Raw genomic sequence first — 22,716 nt, 5'->3', positions numbered from 1 at the left:
TCGCGCCCATGGGGCGCTCCTACAGGTTCGCGCCCTTCCTCGTTCTTCCGTATCCTGCCCCGGTCCCTCGCTGCCAAGGCCCGGCCATGTTCGACGCCCTCCCCTCGCACCTCGAACTGATCGTCCTCACCTTCCTCCTCGCCGGCCTGGTGAAGGGCGTGGTGGGTCTCGGCCTGCCCACCGTGGCCGTCGGGCTGCTCGGGCTGGTGATGCCGCCGATGCAGGCCGCCGCGATCCTGGTCGTCCCCTCCACCGTCACCAATGTCTGGCAACTCGCGGCCGGCCCGCGCTTCCTCGGGCTGCTCAAACGCCTGTGGGGCATGCTGCTGGGCATAGTCGTCGGCACGCTGGCGGTGGGCTGGCTGCTGGCGGGGGAAAACTGGCCGGCGGCCACGCCGTTGCTGGGCGTAGCGCTGATCCTCTATGCGCTGCTGGGGCTGTCGAACAAGCGCTTCAGCGTGGCGCCACGGCATGAACGCTGGCTGTCGCCGCTGATCGGCGTGATCACCGGCGGCGTCACCGCCGTGACGGGCGTCTTCGTGATTCCCGCCGTGCCTTTCCTGCAGGCTCTCGGCCTGGAGAAGGACGACCTGGTGCAGGCGCTGGGGTTGTCCTTCACCGTCTCGACGCTGGCCCTGGCGATCACCCTCAGCCAGCACGGCTCGCTGCTGCAGGCGGATGTGCTCGGCCTGTCGCTGCTGGCCCTGCTGCCGGCGCTGGCAGGGATGTACCTGGGCACCTGGTTGCGCTCACGGATCAGCCCGCTGGCATTCCGCCGCTGCTTCTTCGGCGGGCTGTTGCTGCTGGGCGCAGACCTCGCCATTCGCGGTATGTAATCTCGCGCCGGATTGCTTTTCTGTAGGAGCGAGCTTGCTCGCGAACCCAGCCCCGAGCGAGGGTTTGGTCGCGAGCAAGAACTAGGCGTCCCCCTCGCTCCTACAAGTGTTAAGCCCGCTCAGCTTCGTCCAGATGCCGCAGCAGGAAATCCCGGCTCGATTCGACGATTGTCTTCTGCACCTTCTCCGTCGCGACCATCCGCGCCAGCACCAGCGCGCCGACACACTGTGCCAGCAACGCCCAGGCGTCTTCCGCCGAACCCAGCACCTCCGCCCAGGCCTGCTGCAACTCCACCAGCGCATCCTCGGCGCTTTGTCGGACTGACTCGTCAGCGCGGGCAATCTCCGCGCCCAGGGCCGGAATCGCGCAACCGGCAGCCGAATCCTGCACATGGGTGACACTCAGGTAGCGCTTGAGCCCACGCTCCAGGCGCGCACGGTCGAGCACCTTGCCCTTCGCCGCGAGGCGCTCGACGCTCTGGCTCAGCTCGCGCTCGACGATGGCGGCGAACAGCTCGTCCTTCGAACCGAAGTGGTTGTAGAACGCCCCGCCAGACAGCCCCACGGCCTTCATCAGCCCGTCCACGCCGGTGCTGGCGAAACCGCCCTGCTTGGCGAGCGAGCCGCTGCTGTCGAGCAGGCGCTGGCGGGTTTCTTCCTTGTGGGTCGCTGAGTAGCGCATGGAGCGCCTCCGTCGAAGCGGTTGACGATGCGTCGAATATTAACATAACGTTCGTTTACCTAACGACCGTTTACCCACTTTTGCGCACCCCTGAGGAAACGAGAATGTCCAACAAGAAAGTCGTCCTGGTCATCGGCGCCGGCGATGCCACCGGCGGCGCCATCGCCCGCCGTTTCGCCCGCGAGGGCTACGTCGCCTGCGTCACCCGGCGCTCGGCAGACAAGCTGCAACCGCTGGTGGACGCCATCCGCGCCGAAGGTGGCGAGGCCCACGGCTTCGCCTCCGATGCCCGCCAGGAAGAAGCGGTGATCGAGCTGGTGGAAACCATCGAGCGCGACATCGGCCCCATCGAAGCCTTCGTCTTCAACATCGGCGCCAACGTGCCGTGCAGCATCCTCGAGGAGACCGCGCGCAAGTACTTCAAGATCTGGGAAATGGCCTGCTTCTCCGGCTTCCTCACCGGCCGCGAAGTGGCCAAGTGCATGGTCAAGCGCCAGCGCGGCACCATCCTGTTCACCGGTGCCACGGCCGGCCTGCGCGGCGCCTCGGGCTTCGCCGCCTTCGCCGGGGCCAAGCACGGCATCCGCGCCCTGGCCCAGAGCATGGCCCGCGAACTGGGGCCGATGGGCCTGCACGTCGCCCACGTGGTGGTGGACGGCGCCATCGACACCGAATTCATCCGCGAGAACTTCCCGCAGAAGTACGCGCAGAAGGACCAGGACGGCATCCTCGACCCCGAGCATATCGCCGACAGCTACTGGTATCTGCACAGCCAGCCCCGGGACGCCTGGACCTTCGAGCTGGACCTGCGCCCCTGGATCGAACGCTGGTGATCCACCCACAACGACAACAAGAAGAGAGCCACTCATGAGCAAATCCGTCGAGTTCTACTTCGACTTCGGCAGCCCGACTTCCTACCTGGCCTATACGCAGTTGCCGAAGATCTGCGCCGACACCGGCGCCGCGCTGGTCTATCGCCCGGTCCTGCTGGGCGGCGTGTTCCAGGCCACCGGCAATGCGTCGCCCATCGCCGTGCCGGCCAAGGGGCGCTACACCCTGATCGACATGACCCGCTTCGCCCGTCGCTATGGCGTGCCGATGAAAATGAACCCGCACTTCCCGATCAACACCCTCACCCTGATGCGCGCCGCCACCGGCATCCAGCTACGCCAGCCGGAACGCTTCGAGGGGCTGCTGGCCTGCGTGTTCAAGGGCATGTGGGTGGATGCGCTGAACCTGGGCGACCCGGCGGTGCTCGGCCCGTTGCTGGCCGAGGCGGGTTTCGATCCGCAGGCGCTGCTGGCGCTGACCGCCGAGCAGGAGGTGAAGGATGCGCTGAAGGCCAACACCGAGGCGGCCATCCAGCGCGGCATGTTCGGAGCGCCGACCTTCTTCGTCGGCAACGAGATGTTCTTCGGCCAGGATCGACTGGATTTCGTTCGCGAAGCCCTGGCGTAAAGCGGTTCGCGAGCAAGCTCGCTCCTACGAAAAGCGCACCGATGCAGCCCTGTAGGAGCGAGGGGGACGCCTAGTTCTTGCTCGCGAACATCACAGCGCAAGGACCGCCGAGCGACGCAGGCCGAAGAACTCCAGTTCGGCGAACAGCAGGACCACCAGCGCCTGGCCGATGACGAAGGCATAGCCCAGGGCGGTCGGCTGTACGTAGCCGGTCACCAGCAGGGCAACGCTCTCCACCACCCACAGCGCGTTCAGCGCGATCACGGCCCAGACTCCGCTGCGCGACAGCGCCGGCTGATTGGACATCCAGTAGAGCACCAGCGCCAGCGGCAACAAGACGATGCCGGCCACCAGCAGCAGGACGAACGGTAGGCCCAGCAGCTGGCCGAGCGGTTGTGCAGCCAGTGCCATCAACAGGCCCATGGCGCCGCCGGCCAGGGCGTCGGCCTTGAGGGTGAGACGAAGCAGCGGGGACGGTTGCAGCAGAGTCATGGCGAAGCTCCTTCAGGGATCGCCACCGGTTGGCGGCGTGTGGCTGAAGAATCCGCTCGGGACGTAGGTGCGTCGATTACCTGCCAGGTAATGGCCGTTACGGGGTGGGAGGTCTATCGTTCGATCCCATGAACACTCCAGCCATGAACAGCCCGGCCCAACCGGTCGGCGCCCTGCTCCGCCAATGGCGCCAGCGCCGCCGGCTCAGCCAGCTCGACCTCGCCTGCGACGCGGAGATTTCCACGCGCCACCTGAGCTTCGTCGAAACCGGACGCGCCCTGCCCAGCCGCGAGATGCTCCTGCACCTGGCGGAACAACTGGACATTCCGCTGCGCGAGCGCAACCGCCTGCTCAGCGCGGCGGGCTATGCCCCGGTGTATTCGGAGAAAGGTCTGGACGATCCGGCGCTGACCGTGGCGAAACAGGCCATCGACCAGTTGCTCAAGGCCCACGAGCCGAACCCGGCGATGGTGGTGGATCGCCACTGGAATCTGCTGGCGTCCAACCGCACGGTGGATATCTTCCTGCTCGGCGTCGACCCGGAACTGCTGCAGCCGCCGATCAACGTGCTGCGCATGAGCCTGCACCCCAAGGGGCTGGCACCGCGCATCCTCAATCTCGGACCGTGGAAGGCGCATGTGGTGGAGCGCTTGCAGCGCGACTACGAAGCCAGCGGCGACCCGGCACTGGCGGCGTTGCGCGACGAGGTGGCGGCCTATCCGGCACCGCCCTACGACGAGGCGGCCAGCGGCGACATGGTGCTGATCCCGGTGCAACTGCAGACGGAGCTTGGCGTGTGCAGCCTGATCGGCACCATCACGGTGTTCGGCACGCCGGTGGACGTGACGCTGTCGGAGCTGGCGCTGGAAACCTTCTTCCCCGCCGACCCCGACAGCGCCCGGATCCTGCGCCAGCTCAGCGGTACGGAGTGAGCTGAATCAGGCGGTCGCCTTCTTCTCGCGGATGCAGGTGGGGCCGGCGCGCTCTTCCACGGCGTGGCGCACTTCATCGCGCAGGCCCAGCAGGAAGGCCGCTTCGGCGGCGACGAACAGCGGGCCGACGATCAGCCCGGAGAGGTCATCGACGAACGCCGGCTTGCGTCCTTCGTACCAGTGGCCGACGAACTGGATGATCCAGCCCACCACGAACAGGCCGATCCCCCAGGCAAGCCAGGACGCCGTGGTGCCGGCTGCGAATGCGGCACCGATCCATAGCGACAGTGCCAGCAGCGCAGTCATCAGCAGGCCGAAGCGCAAGTCCAGGCGCAGGTAGAAAACCACGGAGGCCAGCGCCAGCAGCGTGGCTGGCGAGACCGGCAGCCCGGCCAGCTCGAAGCCGGGGCGCGACAGCAGGGTGGCGATGGCCAGCACGATCATCGGGATGCCGATGAAATGGCTGACGATGTTCCGCCGGTCACGGTGGTAGGCGGCATATTGGGCAAGGTGGTCGACGAGCGTTTTCATTGTTGTTCTCCCGCAAGGTACTGGCATCATGGCGATGTGCGCCTTGCCACTCTGTCAGCTAGCCGACATTGACCATGACCGACGCCAAGCCTTACCTCTCCGGCCTGCACGATGGCCGCTGGTTCCAGACCCTCCCCGAGGGCCTGCGCCAGGCGCTGTGCGACGCCGCCGTGGTGCGCCGCCTGCCCGCCGGCCAGCGCCTGTTCGCCCGTGGCGATGCGCCGTGCGGCCTGTATTGCGTGGTGGAAGGCGCGATGCGCGTCAGCGTGGTCGGCGAGACCGGCAAGGAAGCGCTGCTGGCGCTGGTGGAAGCGCCCAACTGGTTCGGCGAGATCTGCCTGTTCGACGGCCAGCCGCGCACCCACGACGCCTACGCCGAGGGCGCCACCGTCCTGTTGCAGGTTCCCCTGGCGCCGCTGCAGGCGCTGCTGGCGCTGCACCCGGAATACTGGCGCGACTTCGCCCTGCTGATGAGCCACAAGCTGCGCATCACCTTCGCCGTGCTGGAAGAGCTCTCGCTGCTGCCGGCCGCACCGCGCCTGGCGCGGCGCCTGCTGATGATCGCCGAGGGCTACGGCGAGTCGGCCACCGCCAAGCGCGAGCTGCACCTGCCCCAGGACCAGTTGGCGGCCATGCTGTCGCTGTCGCGGCAGACCACCAACCAGATCCTCAAGGAGCTGGAAGCGCAGGGCATCGTGCGCCTGAGCTATGGCGGCATCGAGATACTGGACCGCGAGCGCCTGCGCCAGGCAGCCCACGCCTGACTCTGGACGAGAGCCTCTAGAACAAAAGCCAGACGACTCTCGACAAGCTTCGATGGTCGCGCACGCTATTGCCCCGCTCTAATGCCCCCGCCGCTGCGCTGGCGCCGATAAGCCCGCGCCAGAGCGGCACCCAAATCCTCCGCAAGACAGCAAGGCGGCTGGCGCCTCACGCCGGCCGCAAGGGAATCCTATGCGCCTTTCGAAACTCCTCTGCGCCCTCGCCCTGACCGCTCCGGCCCTGGCGATGGCCGACGACAGCGGCCTCTACGTCGGTGGCGGCGTGACTCGCCTCGAGATCGACGACCGCTCCTTCGATGACCACGACAACAGCTACAAGCTGTACGCCGGCTACCGCTTCAACAATTACCTGTCACTGGAAGGCGCGGTGGTCGACTTCGGTGACATGAACGACGGCAAGAAGCACTTCGACGGCGAGTCGCTGCAAGCCAACGTCCACCTGGGCGTGCCCATTGGCCAGCGCATCCGCGTGTACGGCATCGCCGGCGTGCACGCCTGGCACGCCGACAACGACGCCGCCGGCAAGTCCGACGACGTGGACGCGCTCTACGGCTTCGGCGGCGAAATGGACGTGATTGGCGGCCTGGGTGTGCGCCTGGAACAGGAATACCTGGACGTCGGCGACATCGACCTCGACCAGACCACCCTTTCGGCCTACTGGCGCTTCTGACGCCCGTCCGCCCCGCAAAGCCCGGCGGAGGTTCGGCTCTCCCCAGAGCAGTCCTCCCCCTCCCGAACCCTCCGCCGGCACCGGTTCAGCTGCACAAATCACTCTTTCGGACGGTTGCAGCGGCGAGGTTCGCAGCTAGCCTAGGAATAGCTGCATTTCTGGCGCCAGAGAACACGCGCCCGGGCGAATCAGGCAGCTCACAATAACAAGAAGGACGCCTCCGCCATGTTCCGAAAGCTCGATGTCTATCGCGGTTTCCTGCTGTGCTGTTTCGGACTCCTCTCCCTCGCCGCCCAGGCCAACCTGCCCAGCGAGGAACTGCAATTGCAGACCCTGCAGGTCTATACCTGCCGCTCGATCAACAGCCTGTTGCTGCTGCGCGGCGAAGGCTTCCAGGAAACCCACGCCGCCCAGCTGGAGAAGGACCTGGCCACGCTGGACAATGCCGTCAAGGCCTACCCCAAGGCTGACGATGCCCTGCGCAAGGCCCATGCGGAGTTCGTTACCCAGATTCGCAATGGCGTTTCCTACGGCCCCAAGGAAGAAGACCTGCCCTGGCGCTACAACCAGGATCTGAGCCGCTCCCTGCGCGACCTGCTCAACCAGATCGAACGCTTCGTCCCCGCCACCGCCGACGCCAGCCAGATTCCGCTGTGGGAGCTGCCGGTGCGCGTGGAATACCTGGCCACCCAGTACCTGGGCCGCGCCTATATCAGCGGCCTGGAGCTGGCCCGCGAGCAGCCGCAGGAATACCTCGGCCAGGACGAGGGCGTGCTGGTGCCGTTGTTGACCCAGCGTATCGACCAGTTGCCCGACAGCGATGCGACCAAGAAACTGCGCACCCGCTGGGAGTACCTGAGCAAGGCGCTGCTGGACATGAACAGCAAGAGCAACAGCGGCGTCAGCGCCTCCGGCCGGCCCTGGGCGCCGATCATCGTCGATCGCAACGCCCGCGCCGTTTCCGGCCAGCTCATGCTGATCAGCCAGCAGTAACGCCTCAGGCCGGAATCGCCTCAGGCTCCGGCTCCGCCACGGGCACCGCGGGGGCGCTCTCCGCGACCGGGGGCGCCTGCATCTCGTCGCGGTCCAGGTCGGCGGCCCGGCCCACCAGCAACGGGTCCGGGGCGTGGGCGATCTTCTCGTCCTTGCCGGGGTAGTCCAGCGTGTGCAGGAAGTGCCGCAGGCAGTTGAGGCGCGCGCGCTTCTTGTCGTCGGACTTGATCACCACCCAGGGTGCATCGGCGGTGTCGGTGTGGAAGAACATCGCTTCCTTGGCCTGGGTGTAGTCATCCCACTTGTCCAGCGACTGGATGTCGATGGGTGACAGCTTCCAGTGCTTGAGCGGGTCGTCGCGGCGCGAGACGAAGCGGCGCAATTGCTCCTCGCGGCTCACCGAGAACCAGTACTTGAAGACCAGGATGCCGTTGCGCACCAGCATGCGCTCCAGCTCCGGCGTCTGCTGCATGAACTCCAGGTACTGGCGCGGCGAGCAGAAGCCCATCACCCGCTCGACGCCGGCGCGGTTGTACCAGGAGCGGTCGAAGAAGACGATCTCCCCGGCCGTGGGCAGGTGCTGGATGTAGCGCTGGAAGTACCACTGGCCGCGCTCGGCGTCGCTGGGCTTTTCCAGGGCAATCACCCGCGCGCCGCGCGGGTTGAGGTGCTCCATGAAGCGCTTGATCGTGCCGCCCTTGCCCGCGGCGTCACGGCCCTCGAACAGCACGACGACGCGCTGGCCGGTCTCCTTCACCCAGCTCTGCACCTTCAGCAGCTCGACCTGCAGCTGCTCCTTGAGATGCTCGTATTCCCTGCGCTGCAGCCGCTTGCGGTAAGGGTAGAAGGCCGGCAGTTCGGCGGACGTGGAGTCCTCGTTGCTGCCGCGCGGCGCCATGGCCACTTTCAGCGCGACCGGGCCCTGGCTCTGGGCGCGGATTTCCTCCGCGCCAGCGGTCATCGGCGGCTTGGCGGGAGCGGCGGCGGGCGCCCGGCTGGCAGTCTTGCTGGCACGGCGTACCGGGGGGGTTCTGCTGGTAACGGGCTCGGACATGGTCTCCTCCGGTGAGACATTGAGTGGTCAGGGGACTTCCCACTCTCTGCGCCAGCGGGGCGAGCCTTCTTGACCGACATCAATTCCATCGAGCGAACCCGTCTCAATCCAGCCAGCAACCGGCTACAGCCAGCCTTTGTACTTGAACCAGTAGTAGGGAATGATCGCCGAGATCACCATCGCCACCAGCGCCATCGGGTAGCCGGCCAGCCATTGCAACTCGGGCATGTGCGCGAAGTTCATGCCGTACACCGTGCCCACCAGGGTCGGCGGCAGGAACAGCACGGCGGCGATGGAAAACACCTTGATGATGCTGTTCTGCTCGATGTTGATCAGGCCCAGGGTAGCGTCCAGCAGGAAGGTGATTTCCCCGGCCATCTTCGTCTGGTACTCGCTGAGCGAGCGCACGTCGCGCTCCACCGACTTCATGCCCAGCTTCACCTCGTCGCTGATCCAGCCATTGCTGCCCTGGCGGAAGTACGACAGCGGCCGGCTGACGCTCAGCAGGCTCTCGTTGAGCTTGGACAGCAGCGAGTTTCCCCGCCCCAACTGCTTGACCACTTCCTGCAGGTCGGCCTTCTCGCTGGCCGGGCCCTCGCGGAAGATGCCGCTGCCAAGGCTGTCGAGTTGCTTCTGCACGTTCTCCAGCACGTCGGCGATACGGTCCACCACGCTGTCCATCAGGGTCACGAACAACTGGTCGCTGCGCCCTTCGCAGCCGCCGCGCTGGGTCCGCGTCTCGAAGGTGCGGAAGGCCAGCAGGTCGGTGTAGCGCACCGTCACCAGCCAATGCGGGGTCAGCACGCAGGTGACTTCCGAGGTGCTCGGCTTGTGCTCGCGGATACCGCCGACCACCGTGGTGGTCATGTACAGCGCGCCATTGCTCTCGTAGAAGCGCGAGGAGTCCTCGATCTCGGCCATCTCCTCCTGGGTTGGCACATCCACCTCGATGATCGACTCCAGCAGCCGCTCTTCTTCCGCCGTGGGCTGGAACAGGTCGATCCACAGGGTGTCCTTGGGCATGCCGTGGCACTCGTTGCCGTTGTGGCGCACCAGGCGGTCGCCGACCAGGGTGTAATAGGTGATCATGTCGCCCGACAATCCTTTACAGCCAGAAGTTGACCCGCAGGTTGGCCAACTTCCCGGCGCTTCACAAGTCCAGCGGAGAGCAATGTGATGACCGACGTAGACGACAGCGAAGAGTCCTTCGCCGAGGACACCCTGATCCAGGCCATCGAGAACCAGATCGACAGCGAGAGCCCGGCGGCCGCCCGCGCCGTGTTCAACAAGTTGACCCTGGTCGGCTACGAGCGCGAGGACGCCCTGCACCTGATGGCCCTGGTACTCGCCCACGAGATCGAGGCGATGCTGGCCGAGGACCGCCCGTTCAACGGCGAGTGGTACGAAGAGGCGCTGCGCGCGCTGCCGACCCTGCCCGACGGCACCGAGGCGTAACGGCAGCATCGTGAAATGAAACAGCGGCATAAGAGCGCTTGCCGAACCGGTCGGACTTGAGACTACACTGAGGCCTCATTGACCATCGGGAGTTAGGCGAATGGCTTTCACGAAAGAAATGGTTGAAGAACTGGACCTGCTGGCGCTCTACGACCTGGAGAACAGCCAGGCCGGGTTGAAAGTGCACCACGACGCTTCCGCCGAAACAGTGGCCGCCGCCGAACGGCTCCACGCCAAGGGCCTGATCGACAAGCAGGACGGCGGCTATCTGACCGGACTGGGGCTCGACGCCGCCGAGCACGCCCAGGTCCTGCTCGGCATCCTGCGCGGCTGACCTCAAGTTCCCCCGCGAGCGGGCGATAAACTGGCACACTTCCGAGCGCCGCATTTCCTGATGCGGCGCCGCTGGCCAGGCAGCAGTACGCCATGACGCTCACCCCCGAGATCCGCCCGGACATCGACGACGGCATCGACCGAAAGGTGCTGACGCAATTGCGTCAGCGCTTCCTGAAGGTCAATGCCGCGCGTCTGCAGCGGGCCAGCGAAGCGCTCTCCACGCGCCAGCAGCTGGTGCTCAAGCTGTTGCCGCTGCTGCTGGACGTGAACCACCCGCTGCTGCCCGGCTACGTTTCGGCCAGCACGCCCGCTGGATTGTCGAACTTCGTCCCGGACGACGAGCTCCTCGCCGAGGCCCAGCGCCTGACCCGCTCCTTCAGCTACAAGACCCGTCGCGGCAATCCGCCGCTGCCGATCCACGGGCTGTTCCTGATGGGCAGCCTCGGCACCGTCGCCCAGGCCGAGCAGAGCGACCTGGACCTGTGGGTCTGCCACGCCTCCGACCTCTCCGAGCGGGAGCTGGCGGAACTGCGCCGCAAATGCGAGCTGCTCGAACAATGGGCCGCCACCCAGGGCGCCGAGGTGCACTGCTTCCTCGTCGACCCGCAGCACTACACCCAGGGCGCCCGCGAGGCCCGGCTGACCTCCGACGACTGCGGCACCAGCCAGCACTACCTGCTGCTCGACGAGTTCTACCGTACCGCCATCTGGCTCGGCGGCCGCACGCCGCTGTGGTGGCTGGTGCCGGTCTACGAAGAGAACCGCTACGCCGAGTACTGCCAGACGTTGCTGAGCAAGCGTTTCATCCGCACCGAGGACGTCCTCGACCTCGGCCACCTGGCACGCATCCCGCCGGGCGAGTTCATCGGTGCCGGCATGTGGCAGCTGTTCAAGGGCATCGAGTCGCCCTACAAGTCGGTGCTCAAGCTGCTGCTCACCGAGGTCTACGCCAGCGAACATCCACAGGTGTCCTGCCTGAGCCTGCGCTACAAGCAGGCGATCTACGCCGGGCGCCTGGACGTGGAGGAGCTGGACCCCTACGTCATGCTCTACCGCCGCCTGGAGGAATACCTCAAGGAGCGCGGCGAAACCGAACGCCTGGAGCTGATCCGTCGCTGCCTCTACCTGAAGGTCGGCAAGAAGCTCAGCCGCCCGCCGCGCCAGGGCCACAAGAGCTGGCAGCGCAAGGTGATGGAGCGCGTCTCGGCGCCCTGGAAGTGGGACAGCCGCGCCTTCGCCCAGCTCGACAGCCGCAGCCAGTGGAAGGTCCGTCAGGTGCTGCTGGAGCGCCGTGCGCTGGTCAACGAACTGACCCACAGCTACCGCTTCCTCTCGCAGTTCGCCCGCCTGCAGCACGCCACCAGCGGCATCAACCCGCGGGACATGGGCATCCTCGGCCGGCGCCTGTATGCCGCCTTCGAGCGCAAGGCCGGCAAGGTCGAGTTCATCAACCCGGGCATCGCCCCGGACATGGCCGAGGACATCCTCACCCTCGCCCAATTGCCCGGCGGCGAGGCCGGCAAACCGCCGTACTGGGCACTGTTCAGCGGCAACCTGTCGTTGCAGGAAATGGCCGACTTCGCCCCGCTGCGCCGCGCCCGCGACCTCATGGAACTGCTCGCCTGGAGCCACCGCAACGGCGTGATCGACGCCACCACGCGGCTGTCCCTGCAACCGGGCGCCAGCGACCTCAGCGAATTCGAATTGCAGAACCTGCTGGGCAGCCTGCAGCAGGCCGTCCCGCTGCCGCTCAACGAAGTGCCGGAAAGCGCCCTGTTGCGCAGCGCGGTGCCCTCGCAGGTACTGCTGCTGGTGAACGTCGGCGTCGACCCGCTGCGCCAGCACAGCCAGATGAACGTGCACATGACCACCGAGCGGACCGACTCGCTCGGCTACTCCGGCGTGCGCGACAACCTGGTGCTGACCCTCGACCAGATCACCCTCAACAGCTGGAACGAACTGCTGGTCAGCCGCTATTCCGGGCCCCACGCGCTGCTCGACTGCCTGCGCGAATTCCTCAACACACTGCCCACCGACGCCCCGCCGCCGCGCCTGCTGGTGCGCTGTTTCTGCCGCAACCGCGCCACGGCCATCGCCCAGCGCGTGGAAGACCTGTTCCGCGACGCCCATGCGCAGCTCGCCAGTGGCAAGGGTGGGCGCTACCTGCTGCAGGTACGCCAGCATTTCCACCTGCTGCACCTGGTGCCGGGCAGCGTCAGCCACCGGGTGATCGAGGGGCTGCCGGCGTTGGTGGAACACCTGGGCGACACCCAGGACGACAGCGGCTTCCTGCAGCTGGACCGGCACGCGCTGGAAGGCGACGACCTTGCCATGATCCTGCCGCTGGGCCGGGCCAATACCGTGCAGGTGTTCTACCGCCTGGACGAAGGCAGCGCGGAAATCACCATCCTCGACGAGCGCAACGCCCTCTGGCGGCGCCGCCAGGAGTACGACACCGAGGAAGGCCTGCTGCTGCCGCTGCAGCGCTTCCTGCAGTCGGTGCAGTACCGCCGCAACGCCGTGATTTCGCTACTGGAAACCCAGGGACCGGTGGGGGCGGACATCCTCTTCTACGAAGTGGTGACCAATGGTCACCAGCGCGCGCAACGCATCGAGCGGCGCCACACGCCGCAGCCGCTGGAAGCGCTGCCGTTCTACAACGTGCAGGCGATCGTCGAGCCCGGAGAAGGCCAGCGCGCGCGCACCACGCTGTTCTGCAACCACCGCGAGTTCTCGGAACTGGAGTTCGGCAACGAGCTGTTCCAGGCCGTGGCCCGGCACATCCTGGACCGGCGCCGGGGGCAGGAGCGCTACCCCTGCTACATCACCGACCTGGACCTGTCGGCCATGCGCGAGGGCGGCGAACTGCAGACGGTACATTTCCTGCGCTACAAGCAGAGCCTGGAGCAGGCGCTGAACCGGGCGCTGGCCGAGGCCTGAAGGCCGGACCGGACGCCCGGGGAGGGAAAGTCCCGGAGGGGGAACTCAGCGATCGAAGTCGCCGGCCGCTTCGGGCTGGTATTCGACTTCCAGCAGGGTCAGCTTCAGCGTCTTGCCGCTGGGCGCCGGCCAGTCGATGCTCTGGCCCGTGGTCAGGCCCAGCAGCGCGGTGCCCACCGGGGCGAGGATCGATACCTTGCCTTCCCCGCCGACATCGGCCGGGTAGACCAGCGTCAGGTGGTATTCCTTGCCACTGCTTTCCTCGCGGCAACGCACGGTGGAATTCATCGTGACCACGCCCGGCGGAATCTCGTCGTGGCCGACCACCGTGGCGCGGGCCAGTTCGGCCTCCAGCGCCTCGGCCGCGGGGCCGTACTCATCCAGGCTGTCGAGCATGCGCTCCAGACGTTGCAGGTCGAGTCGGGTGACGGTGATGGGTGTCGTGGTCATGATGGTTGGCAGTCTCCTTACAGGAGAGCCCCGGACGCTCGCGCGCTCGGGGCCCTGGGTGTTCTGGCAGTAAATGCGTTCGGGAAGCGAACGCGCAATGAATTCCGAAAAAAGAAAAACCCCGCCCAAGGCGGGGTTTTCCCGGACACTAACACAGCACAGAAAATAAGCAACACCGACCAGTCACCACTTCGGCAAGTGGTTGTTTCGGCGCTTTTCGCAGTCCGCCAGGATCGCCCGGCGACGCTCGCCGTCCGCCTCGTTCCACTCCAGGATCTCGCCCAGGGTGCGACCGCAGCCGACGCAGACATCCGCGTCGTCCAGGCAGCAGCGCCGGCAGCAGGGCGAGGCGACGCTCGCCTGCGCGTCAGATGCCGGGGAAGTCGACATCCTCGCCAGCCTGTTCCAGCGTGGCGCGATTGAGCAGCGCGCCCAGCGGTTCGCGGGTGCTGTCGCAGATCCACAGCGAGCCGGATTCGTCGTAGTCGAAGTGGAAGCCGCCGGAGCGCGCCGCCACCCACAGCTGGCGCAGCGCCGGCTGGCGGCTGAGGATCAGCTGGGTGCCGTTCTCGAAGCGCACGGTCAGCACGCCGCTGGAGTTCTCCAGGTCCAGGTCCAGATCGCTGTCGTCGAAGGCGTCCTCCACCGTTACCTGTACGGCGTCCACCAGGTCATGGAAGCGGGCCTCGCTCAAAGTGCTCATGCATCGTCCTCGGGATCAGTCAAAGGCACCAGTTTACGCCGGTATTCGCCCAGACTCTGCCCCGTCCAGCGCCGGAATGCGCGGGCGAGCGAACCGGCTTCGCTGAAGCCCAGCAGGTAGGCGATGTCCGCCGTGTCCAGTGCCGGGTCGCGCAAATAGTGGAGCACCAGCTGCTGGCGGGTTTCGTCCACCAGTTGGCTGAACGACAGGCCGGTATCGCGCAGGCGGCGTTGCAGGGTGCGAGGGCTGAGGGCGAGCGTCAGCGACAGGCGCTCCAGGTCGGCGCCCTGCTCCGGCAACTGGCGCGCCAGCTCCAGGCGCGCGCGGTCGAGCACGCTGTCGCCCTTGTTGATCTCCACCAGCAGGCGCTCGGCGTAGGCATCCAGGGTGCGCTGCACCTGGGCGTCAGCCTGGCCGAGCGGCAGCGCCAGCAGGCGTTTGGGGAAGACCAGGGCATTGTCCGGCTGATCGAACAGTACCGGGCAGCGGAAGATGCGTGCGTGTTCGCTGACGTCCGCCGGGGCGCTGTGGCTGAAGCGCACTTCGAACGGCGCCTCGTCCACGCCGCTGACCCAATGGCCGAAGCTGACCCAGCCGGCCAGCGTCTCCTCGCTCATCTGCCGCTGCTGTTGCGGCAGCAGCGCCTCCCAGCAGTGCTTGACCAATGGCTCGCAGCCGGCACGCGGCGGCTCGTCGGCCAGCTCGACGCGGCCCAGGTTGCCCACCAGCGCGGCATAGCGCGCCTGGCGATGCAGGGCGTCGGAAAGGGTCGCGCAGCTCATGATCAGGTAGCCGAGTACGCCGTAGTAGCCGGGGCGCACCGCCTCGCCCAGGTGCAGGCCGAGGTTGGCGTCGCCACTCAGGCGTACGCCGGCGCCGACCAGCTCGAGGTAGGCACTGGCGGCGATACGCTGCTCGCGCTGGGCGAGGATCGAGGGCTCCAGGTGCACCGTCGCCAGCAGCCGCGCCGGCTCCACGCCCTGGCGCTGCAGATGCTCCACAAGGCCCTGCAGGTAGGCCACCGACACCGAACTGGGCAGGGGATCGCGATAGTCCATCGAGCTTTCCATTTTTTGCCCGCCATCATAGGGCCAGTGGCCCGCCGGGCGCGAGCCGCAAGCCCCGCAGGGCGGGAGCCGGCTCGCATAGGCAAGCCGGCGGGGGGCCGGTATACTCCGGCCCCATTGACGCTTTATTACAAGGATTCCGCCATGAAGCGACTGCTGCTTCCCTTCGTCGCGATCGCCCTGTTGACCGCCGCCATCGCCGGCTGCGGGCAGAAAGGCCCGCTGTACCTGCCGGACGACGAAAAGGCCAAGAACGAACACAGCAAGGACCGCTACGGTCTCTGAGGGCGTTCCCATGGACGCCTTCGACGTCCGCGGCGGGCTACTGCTCGCGGCAGACGTGCCAGCGTCGGCGATTGCCGAGCGCCCTGGCACGCCGCCCGGCGAAGCCGGCGACATCCCCGCCGGCTTCGTGCTCCCGCCCGCAAAGAAGGTGGCCTGCTGGCCGTTCATCCGGCCGGCGCCTATGGTTTCGTCATGAATTCCAACGACAACACCCGGGGCCGCGCCGCCGAGGTGCTGGCGGATAGCTCGGCCGCGCACGGGGTGCGCAGCCGCAAGAGACAAGAGCTGTTCGCCGGCGAAAGCCTGCTGCCGGACTGAGGCCGAGACGACGATGCTTCTGCGCTTTACCAAGATGCACGGGCTGGGCAATGACTTCATGGTCCTGGACCTGGTCAGCCAGCACGCCCACGTGCAGCCACGCCACGTCAAACAGTGGGGCGACCGCAATTTCGGAGTCGGTTTCGATCAGCTTCTGATCGTCGAGCCGCCGAGCACACCCGACGCGGACTTCCGCTACCGCATCTTCAACTGCGACGGTACCGAGGTCGAACAGTGCGGCAACGGCGCGCGCTGCTTCGCCCGCTTCGTGGTCGACAAGCGCCTGACCGCGAAGAAAACCATTCGCGTGGAAACCAAGGGCGGCATGATCGAGCTGACCATCGCCAACGATGGCCAGGTCACCGTCGACATGGGCCCGCCGCGCCTGGTGCCCGAGCAGGTGCCGTTCAAGGCCCAGAGCGAGGCGCTGAGCTATCCCCTGGAAGTGGACGGGCAGCGCTACGAGCTGGCCGCCATCTCCATGGGCAACCCGCACGGCGTACTGCGCGTGGATGACGTCGACAGCGCACCGGTGCGCACCCTGGGGCCGAAGCTCGAAGTCCACGAAAGCTTCCCGCAGAAGGCCAACATCGGCTTCCTGCAGATCGTCAATCCGCACCAGGCGCGCCTGCGCGTCTGGGAACGCGGCGCCGGCGAGACGCTGGCCTGCGGCACCGGCGCCTGCGCCGCCGCCGTCGCCGGCATTCGCCAGGGCTGGCTGCAATCGCCGGTACAGATCGACCTTCCCGGCGGACGGTTGTCCATCGAGTGGGCAGGACCGGGTCAGCCCGTTATGATGACCGGGCCCGCCGTGCGGGTGTTCGAAGGCCAGGTACGTCTATAACCGGGACGCTTATGACCGATACTCCGCAGGACCCCACCGTTACGCTCGAAGCCGAACAGGTCGCCGACTATCTTCGCCGGCACCCTGAATTCTTCGTCGACCATGACGAGCTGATCCCGGAGATGCGCATTCCGCACCAGCCGGGCGATGCCGTGTCGCTGGTGGAGCGCCAGGTGCGCCTGCTGCGCGAGCGCAACATCGAGATGCGCCATCGGCTGTCGCAGTTGATGGACGTGGCCCGCGACAACGACCGTCTGTTCGACAAGACCCGCCGCCTGGTGCTCGACCTGCTCGACGCCACCAGCCTGGAGGAAATCGTCAGCACGGTGGAAGACAGCCTGCGCCACGAGTTCCTGGTGCCCTACGTCAGCCTGATCCTGTTCAGCGACAACAACCTGCCGGTGGGCCGCTCGGTGAGCAGCGCCGAAGCGCACCAGGCCATCGGTGGCCTGCTGTCCGGCGGCAAGACCGTCTGCGGCGTGCTGCGCCCCCACGAGCTGGCCTTCCTGTTCTGCGAAAGCGAACGCGAGCAGGTCGGCTCCGCCGCCGTGGTGCCGCTGACCTTCCAGGGGCTGCACGGCGTGCTGGCGATCGGCAGCCCCGACCCGCAGCACTACAAGAGCTCGCTGGGCACCCTGTTCCTGGGCTACGTCGCCGAAGTCCTCGCGCGCACCCTGCCGCGCTTCTCCACGCCCCTGCGCTCGGTACGCTGACCTTCGCAACGCGGTAAGCTGCCAGCCTGGCTGTATCACTGGGAGCTTTCCGCGTGTCGCTCGAAGCCGATCTGGAATCCTATCTGGAACACCTGCGCAGCGAGCGCCAGGTATCCGTGCACACGCTCGACGGCTACCGCCGCGACCTGGCGCGCCTCGCCGCACTGTGCGAGAAATCCTCGATCAACGAGTGGTCGGCGCTGCAGGTGCGCGACCTGCGCCTGTTCGTCGCTCGCCTGCACCAGCAGGGCCTCGCCAGCCGCAGCCTGGCGCGTCTGCTGTCGGCCACCCGAGGGTTGTACCAGTACCTGATCCGCGAAGGCCGCTGCCGGCACGATCCCGCCGACGGCCTCGCCGCGCCCAAGGGCGCGCGCAAGCTGCCGCGCACGCTGGACACCGACCGCACCGCGCAATTGCTGGACGGCGGCGTCGAGGACGACTTCATCGCCCGCCGCGACCAGGCGTTGCTGGAGCTGTTCTATTCGTCGGGCCTGCGCCTCTCCGAACTGGTCGGCCTCGACCTGGAATGGCTGGACCTCAAGGACGGCCTGGTGCGCGTCCACGGCAAGGGCAACAAGGTCCGCGAACTGCCGGTCGGCCGCGCCGCGCGGCAGGCCATCGAAAACTGGCTGCCGCTGCGCGCCCTCGCCTCGCCGCAGGACAACGCCGTGTTTATCGGCCGCAGCGGCAAGCGCCTGACGCCGCGCGCCATCCAGCTGCGCGTGCGCGAGGCCGGCGTGCGCGAGCTCGGCCAGCACCTGCACCCCCACATGCTGCGACACTCCTTCGCCAGCCATATGCTGGAGTCTTCCCAGGACCTGCGCGCGGTGCAGGAGCTGCTCGGCCACGCCGACATCGCCACCACGCAGATCTACACCCACCTGGACTTCCAGCACCTCGCCACGGTCTATGACCAGGCGCACCCTCGGGCACGCCGCAAACCCGGAGCAGAAGAATGAGTATCCGTCTGGTCACCTTCGACCTCGATGACACGCTGTGGGACGTTGCCCCGGTGATGAACAGCGCCGAAGCCACCCTGCGTGACTGGCTGGCGGTGAACGCTGCACAGCTGGGGCCGGTGCCCATCGAGCACCTGTGGGCGATCCGCTCGCGGCTGATGGAGCAGGACCCGATGCTCAAGCACCGCTTGAGCGAGCTGCGCCGGCGCATCCTGTTCCAAGCGCTGCTCGACGCGGGTTATCCACAGGCCGAGGCGACGGAGCTGGCCGAAGCCGGCTTCCAGACCTTCCTGCACGCGCGGCACCAGGTGGCGTTGTTCCCCGAGGTGCACCCGACCCTGGAGCAACTGGCCAACCGCTTCATCCTCGGCGTGCTCACCAACGGCAACGCCGACGTGCGCCGGCTGGGCCTGGCGGACTACTTCCAGTTCGCCCTGTGCGCGGAAGAACTGGGCGTCGGCAAGCCCGACCCGCATCCGTTCCAGGAAGCGCTCAAGCGCGGCGGTGTGGCGGCGGGAAACGCCGTGCACATCGGTGACCACCCCAGCGATGACATCGCGGGGGCGCGCCGTGCGGGCATGAAAGCGATCTGGTTCAACCCCGCACGCAAGCAGTGGGACGGCGAAGAAGCGCCCAGCGCGATCATCCACAACCTGTCCGAGCTGCCGGATATCCTGGAAAAGCTCTGACGCATGGGCTTTTCGTAGGAGCGAGCTTGCTCGCGAACGGCGCTCCGGGCGGCGCTGAGACTCGGGGCGGTTCGCGAGCAAGCTCGCTCCTACATAACTGAACAATGCAACAAACGGACATGAAAAAGCCCCGCCGCTCCAGACGGAGCGACGGGGCTTTTCGTATTGCGTCAGATATCAGATAGGGCGGCTGCCGTATTTGCTATCCGGCTTCTTGGGCGGGTCGGCCACGACGTTCGGCTCGATCTCCTGCACCTTGCCGCCGCGAGTGAGGAACTCCTCCATCGCACGGGCCAGTGCATCACGATCCTTCTGCTTGGCTTCGACCGAGGGCAGTTCCTCTTCTTCCGCAGCGGCCTTGGCTTTCTTGCCACCGCCCTTGGGAGAAGGGGCTTCATCCCCATCGCCGCTGTCTGCTTCGGCGTCGCTGTCATCCGCTGCGGCGAGCTCCTCGCCATCGTCCTCGTCAGCGCCGTCCAGCTCGTCCTGTTCCAGTTCTTCGTCGCTCATCGTTCAACCTCTGTGGTGCTGCAAAGCACGTTAGTTATAGCCCAGCTGCGCGCTTTGACGAACGCCGCCGGAAAAAATTCATACAAGCTCGCCCTGCCAGGTCGCCACTATGCTGCGCGGGCCGCCGTGGTCACGGTGCTCGCCCAGATAGATACCCTGCCAGGTGCCCATTGCCAAGCCTCCCCCCTGTATCGGCAGCGTCAGCTGACAGCCCAGCAGGCTCGACTTGAAATGCGCCGGAAGGTCGTCCGGACCTTCGTAGTCATGTTCATAGCCGCGCTCACCCTGGGGCACCAGGCGATTGAAGAATCGCTCGAAATCGCGGCGCACCGAGGGGTCGGCATTTTCGTTGACCGTCAGCGAGGCGGAGGTGTGCTGCAGCAGCAGGTGCAGCAGGCCTACCCGGCACTTCGACAGTTCCGGCAACGCGGCCAGGATCTCGTCGGTGACCAGGTGGAAACCTCGCGGGCGAGGGCGCAGGGTGATGCTCTTCTGCTGCCACATGGCGGGCAATCCTTCCGTCGCTAACGGTGATGCGCGCGCATTCTAGCGTGCTGATCGAAAAAGCAAAGGGCGCCCGAGGGCGCCCTTCGTCGAACTTGCGCGAACCCTTACAGGTTGTAACCGCGTTCGTTGTGCAGGGAGAGGTCCAGACCCACGGTTTCCTCTTCCTCGGTGACGCGCAGGCCCATGACCAGGTCCAGGACCTTGAGGATCACGAAGCTGACGATACCGGTGTAGACGATGGTGAAGGCCACGCCCTTGAACTGGGTGAACAGCTGCGCGCCGATGTCGGTCACGGTGCCGAAGCCGCCCAGGGCCGGTGCTGCGAACACGCCGGTGAGCAGGGCGCCGACGATACCGCCGACCGCGTGCACGCCGAAGGCGTCCAGGGAGTCGTCGTAGCCAACGGCACGCTTGAGGCTGGTGGCGGCGAAGAAGCAGATCACGCCGGCAGCCAGGCCGATCACGATGGCGCCCATCGGGCCGCAGGTACCGGCGGCCGGGGTGACGGCCACCAGGCCGGCAACCACACCCGAGGCGATACCCAGGGCGCTCGGCTTACCGTGGGTGATCCACTCGGCGAACATCCAGCCCAGGGCAGCGGCGGCGGTGGCGATCTGGGTGACCAGCATGGCCATGCCAGCAGTGCCGTTGGCAGCAGCGGCGGAACCGGCGTTGAAGCCGAACCAGCCCACCCACAGCAGCGCAGCGCCGATCAGGGTGTAGCCCAGGTTGTGCGGCGCCATGGCAGCGGTCGGGTAGCCCTTGCGCTTGCCCAGCACGATGCACGCCACCAGGCCTGCGATACCGGCGTTGATGTGCACTACGGTGCCGCCGGCGAAGTCCAGCACGCCCCAGTCCCACAGCAGGCCGCCGTCGCCGCTCCAGACCATGTGGGCGATCGGTGCGTAGACCAGGGTGAACCACAGCGCGGTGAAGATCAGCATGGCCGAGAACTTCATGCGCTCGGCGAAGGCGCCGACGATCAGGGCCGGGGTGATGATCGCGAAGGTCATCTGGAACATCACGAAGATGCTTTCCGGGAACAGCGCCGCGGCGGAAGTCAGGCCGGTGCTGGTCAGGCCGCTGAGGAAGGCCTTGTCCAGGCCGCCGACGAAGGAAGCGAAGTTGACCACGCCCTTCTCCATACCGACGGTATCGAAGGCCAGGCTGTAGCCGTAGACGACCCAGAGGATGCTGATCAGCGCGGTGATCGCAAAGCACTGCATCATGATCGACAGGACGTTCTTGGCGCGCACCATGCCGCCGTAGAACAGGGCCAGGCCGGGGATGGTCATCAGCAGCACCAGGGCGCTGGAAATCAGCATCCAGGCGGTGTCACCGCTGTTCAGGACGGGGGCCGCAGCCTCGTCGGCCAAGGCCAGACCGGGCATTGCGAGGGGCAATAGGGCGCCTAGCCCTGCGTATTTGCGCAGAGTCATTGTTGTTTCTCCTGGGGCGTGGGGTTCGGTGTGGGCTTGGCTTAGATCGCGTCGGTGCCGGTTTCGCCGGTACGGATACGAATGGCCTGTTCCAGATTTACGACAAAGATCTTGCCGTCACCGATCTTCCCGGTGTTGGCGGCCTTGGTGATGGCTTCGATAACACGATCCAGCTGGTCATCGGCGATGGCGACGTCGATCTTCACCTTCGGCAGGAAATCGACAACGTATTCCGCGCCACGGTACAGCTCGGTGTGGCCCTTCTGCCGGCCGAAGCCTTTGACTTCGGTCACAGTGATGCCCTGCACGCCGATCTCGGACAGCGACTCACGAACGTCGTCCAGCTTGAACGGCTTGATGATGGCTGTGACTAGCTTCATGTAACTCTCTCCCGTGTTTTGGTGGACCCGCCCCAGGAAGAACGAACCCGGAGACAAGTCTAAGCGCAGTGTCTGGCTTTTGTAATGCGCCGGCCGCCCTACCTCAGCACTCCGACTGCGTTGATCGAAGCGATCCCCTGCCTCGCCTGCCGCACCGGAACTGCATCGGTGCACGCCATGTATGCCCCAAAGCATGAAGCTTGCCAGTTCGTGGAAATGCCCGTGCCATCAGGCACTTGGCGTAAAAGCGAGGTTTCTGGCGATTCGCCAGCGCCGCCCGGGCGCACCGAAAGCGCGCACGGCGAGCGGGCACACTGCTCAAAAAGCGTGCAACCCCGCGCGCCGCAGCCAGCGGCGGCTGCGTGATAGACTGCGCTCTGATTCAATCCGGAACCCATGAACCATGCTGCCGCCCAAAGCCTTCCTCGATGCCATCAGCCAACAAGCCGGACGCCTGTTCGGTGGCGAATCGCCCCTGCCGAAGGCCGAGCTGGAAGCCCAGTTCAAGGTTCTGATGCAGAGCGCCTTCAGCAAGCTCGACCTGGTCAGCCGCGACGAATTCGACAGCCAGATGGTCGTCCTCGCGCGCACCCGCGCCCGCCTCGAGGCGCTGGAAGCCAAGGTCGCGGAGATGGAAGCCCGCCTCTCCCCAGCCGATACCGCCGCCCCCGCCTCCGAAACCTGATCCCCG

General features: G+C 66.5%; 30 protein-coding genes and 1 pseudogene. 18 read left to right on the top strand and 13 right to left on the bottom strand.

Annotated features, from left to right (window positions below; translation table 11 throughout):
* Positions 1-86 precede the first annotated feature (86 nt).
* Positions 87-836 (top strand): sulfite exporter TauE/SafE family protein, encoded by a 750-nt coding sequence (locus UB43_RS22180; protein ID WP_045215468.1) that lies wholly within the window; start codon positions 87-89, stop codon positions 834-836.
* Positions 837-945: 109 nt separating this feature from the next.
* On the opposite strand, the gene UB43_RS22175 is transcribed toward UB43_RS22180, so the two are convergent.
* Positions 946-1,518 carry a TetR/AcrR family transcriptional regulator gene (locus tag UB43_RS22175; RefSeq protein WP_045215466.1) on the bottom strand — a complete coding sequence of 191 codons (573 nt, stop codon included), beginning with the start codon at positions 1,516-1,518 and terminating at the stop codon, positions 946-948.
* Positions 1,519-1,622: 104 nt separating this feature from the next.
* Here UB43_RS22175 and UB43_RS22170 point away from each other — a divergent pair, with 104 nt between their 5' ends.
* A complete protein-coding gene (locus tag UB43_RS22170) occupies positions 1,623-2,351 on the top strand; it encodes an SDR family oxidoreductase (protein ID WP_045215464.1) in 729 nt (242 codons plus the stop codon).
* Between the two features lie 34 nt (positions 2,352-2,385).
* On the top strand, positions 2,386-2,976 hold the full coding sequence (locus UB43_RS22165; RefSeq protein ID WP_045215461.1) for a 2-hydroxychromene-2-carboxylate isomerase: 591 nt from the start codon (positions 2,386-2,388) through the stop codon (positions 2,974-2,976).
* A 90-nt stretch (positions 2,977-3,066) separates the two neighbouring features.
* On the opposite strand, the gene UB43_RS22160 is transcribed toward UB43_RS22165, so the two are convergent.
* Positions 3,067-3,468, bottom strand: coding sequence for a hypothetical protein (locus tag UB43_RS22160; protein WP_045215459.1), 402 nt, complete (start codon positions 3,466-3,468; stop codon positions 3,067-3,069).
* Between the two features lie 143 nt (positions 3,469-3,611).
* On the opposite strand from UB43_RS22160, the gene UB43_RS22155 reads away from it, so the two are divergent.
* Positions 3,612-4,400: a helix-turn-helix domain-containing protein gene (locus UB43_RS22155; RefSeq protein ID WP_045215457.1), complete on the top strand. Its 789-nt coding sequence runs from the start codon at positions 3,612-3,614 to the stop codon at positions 4,398-4,400.
* Between the two features lie 6 nt (positions 4,401-4,406).
* Here the strand turns inward: UB43_RS22155 and UB43_RS22150 are convergent, their stop codons facing one another.
* The gene (locus UB43_RS22150; protein WP_045215454.1) at positions 4,407-4,931 is read right to left on the bottom strand and encodes a DUF962 domain-containing protein; all 525 of its coding nucleotides are present in this window, start codon (positions 4,929-4,931) and stop codon (positions 4,407-4,409) included.
* Between the two features lie 74 nt (positions 4,932-5,005).
* Here UB43_RS22150 and UB43_RS22145 point away from each other — a divergent pair, with 74 nt between their 5' ends.
* The 3 genes from UB43_RS22145 (at position 5,006) to UB43_RS22135 (ending at position 7,376) form a co-directional block, all read left to right on the top strand.
* Positions 5,006-5,695 (top strand): Crp/Fnr family transcriptional regulator, encoded by a 690-nt coding sequence (locus UB43_RS22145; RefSeq protein ID WP_045215452.1) that lies wholly within the window; start codon positions 5,006-5,008, stop codon positions 5,693-5,695.
* Between the two features lie 190 nt (positions 5,696-5,885).
* Entirely contained in the window at positions 5,886-6,383 is a 498-nt protein-coding gene (locus UB43_RS22140) for an outer membrane beta-barrel protein (protein ID WP_045215449.1), read from the top strand.
* Between the two features lie 225 nt (positions 6,384-6,608).
* The gene (locus UB43_RS22135) at positions 6,609-7,376 is read left to right on the top strand and encodes a hypothetical protein (RefSeq protein ID WP_045215447.1); all 768 of its coding nucleotides are present in this window, start codon (positions 6,609-6,611) and stop codon (positions 7,374-7,376) included.
* A 4-nt stretch (positions 7,377-7,380) separates the two neighbouring features.
* Here UB43_RS22135 and ppk2 read toward each other — a convergent pair whose 3' ends face one another.
* Together ppk2 and UB43_RS22125 are read right to left on the bottom strand one after the other, a co-directional pair.
* Positions 7,381-8,337 (bottom strand): polyphosphate kinase 2, encoded by a 957-nt coding sequence (gene ppk2, locus UB43_RS22130; RefSeq protein ID WP_177329818.1) that lies wholly within the window; start codon positions 8,335-8,337, stop codon positions 7,381-7,383.
* A 216-nt stretch (positions 8,338-8,553) separates the two neighbouring features.
* On the bottom strand, positions 8,554-9,519 hold the full coding sequence (locus UB43_RS22125; RefSeq protein WP_045215443.1) for a magnesium transporter CorA family protein: 966 nt from the start codon (positions 9,517-9,519) through the stop codon (positions 8,554-8,556).
* Positions 9,520-9,606: 87 nt separating this feature from the next.
* On the opposite strand from UB43_RS22125, the gene UB43_RS22120 reads away from it, so the two are divergent.
* From UB43_RS22120 to UB43_RS22110, 3 genes are all read left to right on the top strand, one after another.
* Positions 9,607-9,885, top strand: a complete 279-nt coding sequence (locus UB43_RS22120; protein WP_045215440.1) for a hypothetical protein — start codon at positions 9,607-9,609, stop codon at positions 9,883-9,885.
* A 100-nt stretch (positions 9,886-9,985) separates the two neighbouring features.
* Entirely contained in the window at positions 9,986-10,219 is a 234-nt protein-coding gene (locus UB43_RS22115; protein WP_045215438.1) for a TIGR02647 family protein, read from the top strand.
* A 92-nt stretch (positions 10,220-10,311) separates the two neighbouring features.
* On the top strand, positions 10,312-13,161 hold the full coding sequence (locus UB43_RS22110; RefSeq protein WP_045215435.1) for a class I adenylate cyclase: 2,850 nt from the start codon (positions 10,312-10,314) through the stop codon (positions 13,159-13,161).
* Positions 13,162-13,206: 45 nt separating this feature from the next.
* Here UB43_RS22110 and rnk read toward each other — a convergent pair whose 3' ends face one another.
* The 4 genes from rnk to UB43_RS22090 all read right to left on the bottom strand — a co-directional run bounded on the left by rnk (position 13,207) and on the right by UB43_RS22090 (position 15,372).
* Positions 13,207-13,611, bottom strand: a complete 405-nt coding sequence (gene rnk, locus UB43_RS22105; RefSeq protein ID WP_045215433.1) for a nucleoside diphosphate kinase regulator — start codon at positions 13,609-13,611, stop codon at positions 13,207-13,209.
* Positions 13,612-13,794: 183 nt separating this feature from the next.
* On the bottom strand, positions 13,795-14,001 hold the full coding sequence (locus UB43_RS22100; RefSeq protein ID WP_045215430.1) for a DUF1289 domain-containing protein: 207 nt from the start codon (positions 13,999-14,001) through the stop codon (positions 13,795-13,797).
* Positions 13,979-14,314 (bottom strand): iron donor protein CyaY, encoded by a 336-nt coding sequence (gene cyaY / locus UB43_RS22095; protein ID WP_024762102.1) that lies wholly within the window; start codon positions 14,312-14,314, stop codon positions 13,979-13,981. The genes UB43_RS22100 and cyaY overlap by 23 nt, the downstream gene beginning before the upstream one ends.
* Positions 14,311-15,372, bottom strand: a complete 1,062-nt coding sequence (locus UB43_RS22090) for an AraC family transcriptional regulator (protein WP_045215427.1) — start codon at positions 15,370-15,372, stop codon at positions 14,311-14,313. Before UB43_RS22090 ends, cyaY begins: the two co-directional genes overlap by 4 nt.
* Before the next feature lie 153 nt (positions 15,373-15,525).
* Here UB43_RS22090 and UB43_RS22085 point away from each other — a divergent pair, with 153 nt between their 5' ends.
* From UB43_RS22085 to UB43_RS22060, 7 genes and pseudogenes are all read left to right on the top strand, one after another.
* Positions 15,526-15,666, top strand: coding sequence for a lipoprotein (locus tag UB43_RS22085; RefSeq protein ID WP_017520757.1), 141 nt, complete (start codon positions 15,526-15,528; stop codon positions 15,664-15,666).
* A 10-nt stretch (positions 15,667-15,676) separates the two neighbouring features.
* Positions 15,677-15,862 (top strand): hypothetical protein, encoded by a 186-nt coding sequence (locus UB43_RS22080; protein WP_045215423.1) that lies wholly within the window; start codon positions 15,677-15,679, stop codon positions 15,860-15,862.
* Positions 15,793-15,984, top strand: a pseudogene (locus tag UB43_RS29250) (diaminopimelate decarboxylase); the annotation flags it as partial. The gene UB43_RS22080 and the pseudogene UB43_RS29250, both read left to right, overlap by 70 nt.
* 13 nt (positions 15,985-15,997) lie before the next feature.
* A complete protein-coding gene (gene dapF, locus UB43_RS22075; RefSeq protein ID WP_045215420.1) occupies positions 15,998-16,828 on the top strand; it encodes a diaminopimelate epimerase in 831 nt (276 codons plus the stop codon).
* Between the two features lie 11 nt (positions 16,829-16,839).
* Positions 16,840-17,541: a DUF484 family protein gene (locus UB43_RS22070; protein WP_045215418.1), complete on the top strand. Its 702-nt coding sequence runs from the start codon at positions 16,840-16,842 to the stop codon at positions 17,539-17,541.
* A 53-nt stretch (positions 17,542-17,594) separates the two neighbouring features.
* Positions 17,595-18,500: a tyrosine recombinase XerC gene (gene xerC / locus UB43_RS22065; RefSeq protein ID WP_045215415.1), complete on the top strand. Its 906-nt coding sequence runs from the start codon at positions 17,595-17,597 to the stop codon at positions 18,498-18,500.
* Entirely contained in the window at positions 18,497-19,189 is a 693-nt protein-coding gene (locus tag UB43_RS22060) for an HAD family hydrolase (RefSeq protein WP_045215413.1), read from the top strand. The genes xerC and UB43_RS22060 overlap by 4 nt, the downstream gene beginning before the upstream one ends.
* A gap of 177 nt (positions 19,190-19,366) precedes the next feature.
* Here UB43_RS22060 and sutA read toward each other — a convergent pair whose 3' ends face one another.
* From sutA to glnK, 4 genes are all read right to left on the bottom strand, one after another.
* Positions 19,367-19,699, bottom strand: a complete 333-nt coding sequence (sutA, locus tag UB43_RS22055; RefSeq protein ID WP_045215410.1) for a transcriptional regulator SutA — start codon at positions 19,697-19,699, stop codon at positions 19,367-19,369.
* A gap of 78 nt (positions 19,700-19,777) precedes the next feature.
* On the bottom strand, positions 19,778-20,203 hold the full coding sequence (locus UB43_RS22050; RefSeq protein ID WP_045215408.1) for a secondary thiamine-phosphate synthase enzyme YjbQ: 426 nt from the start codon (positions 20,201-20,203) through the stop codon (positions 19,778-19,780).
* Positions 20,204-20,310: 107 nt separating this feature from the next.
* Positions 20,311-21,645 (bottom strand): ammonium transporter, encoded by a 1,335-nt coding sequence (locus UB43_RS22045; protein ID WP_045215404.1) that lies wholly within the window; start codon positions 21,643-21,645, stop codon positions 20,311-20,313.
* Positions 21,646-21,686: 41 nt separating this feature from the next.
* Positions 21,687-22,025, bottom strand: coding sequence for a P-II family nitrogen regulator (glnK, locus tag UB43_RS22040; protein ID WP_003457590.1), 339 nt, complete (start codon positions 22,023-22,025; stop codon positions 21,687-21,689).
* 403 nt (positions 22,026-22,428) lie between these two features.
* On the opposite strand from glnK, the gene UB43_RS22035 reads away from it, so the two are divergent.
* Positions 22,429-22,710, top strand: coding sequence for an accessory factor UbiK family protein (locus tag UB43_RS22035; protein WP_045215400.1), 282 nt, complete (start codon positions 22,429-22,431; stop codon positions 22,708-22,710).
* The last annotated feature ends 6 nt before the right edge of the window (positions 22,711-22,716 follow it).

Origin of the sequence: Pseudomonas sp. 21 (assembly GCF_000955805.1) — a bacterium.
GTDB lineage: Bacteria > Pseudomonadota > Gammaproteobacteria > Pseudomonadales > Pseudomonadaceae > Pseudomonas.
This window is presented reverse-complemented; position numbering and strand designations above follow the sequence as displayed.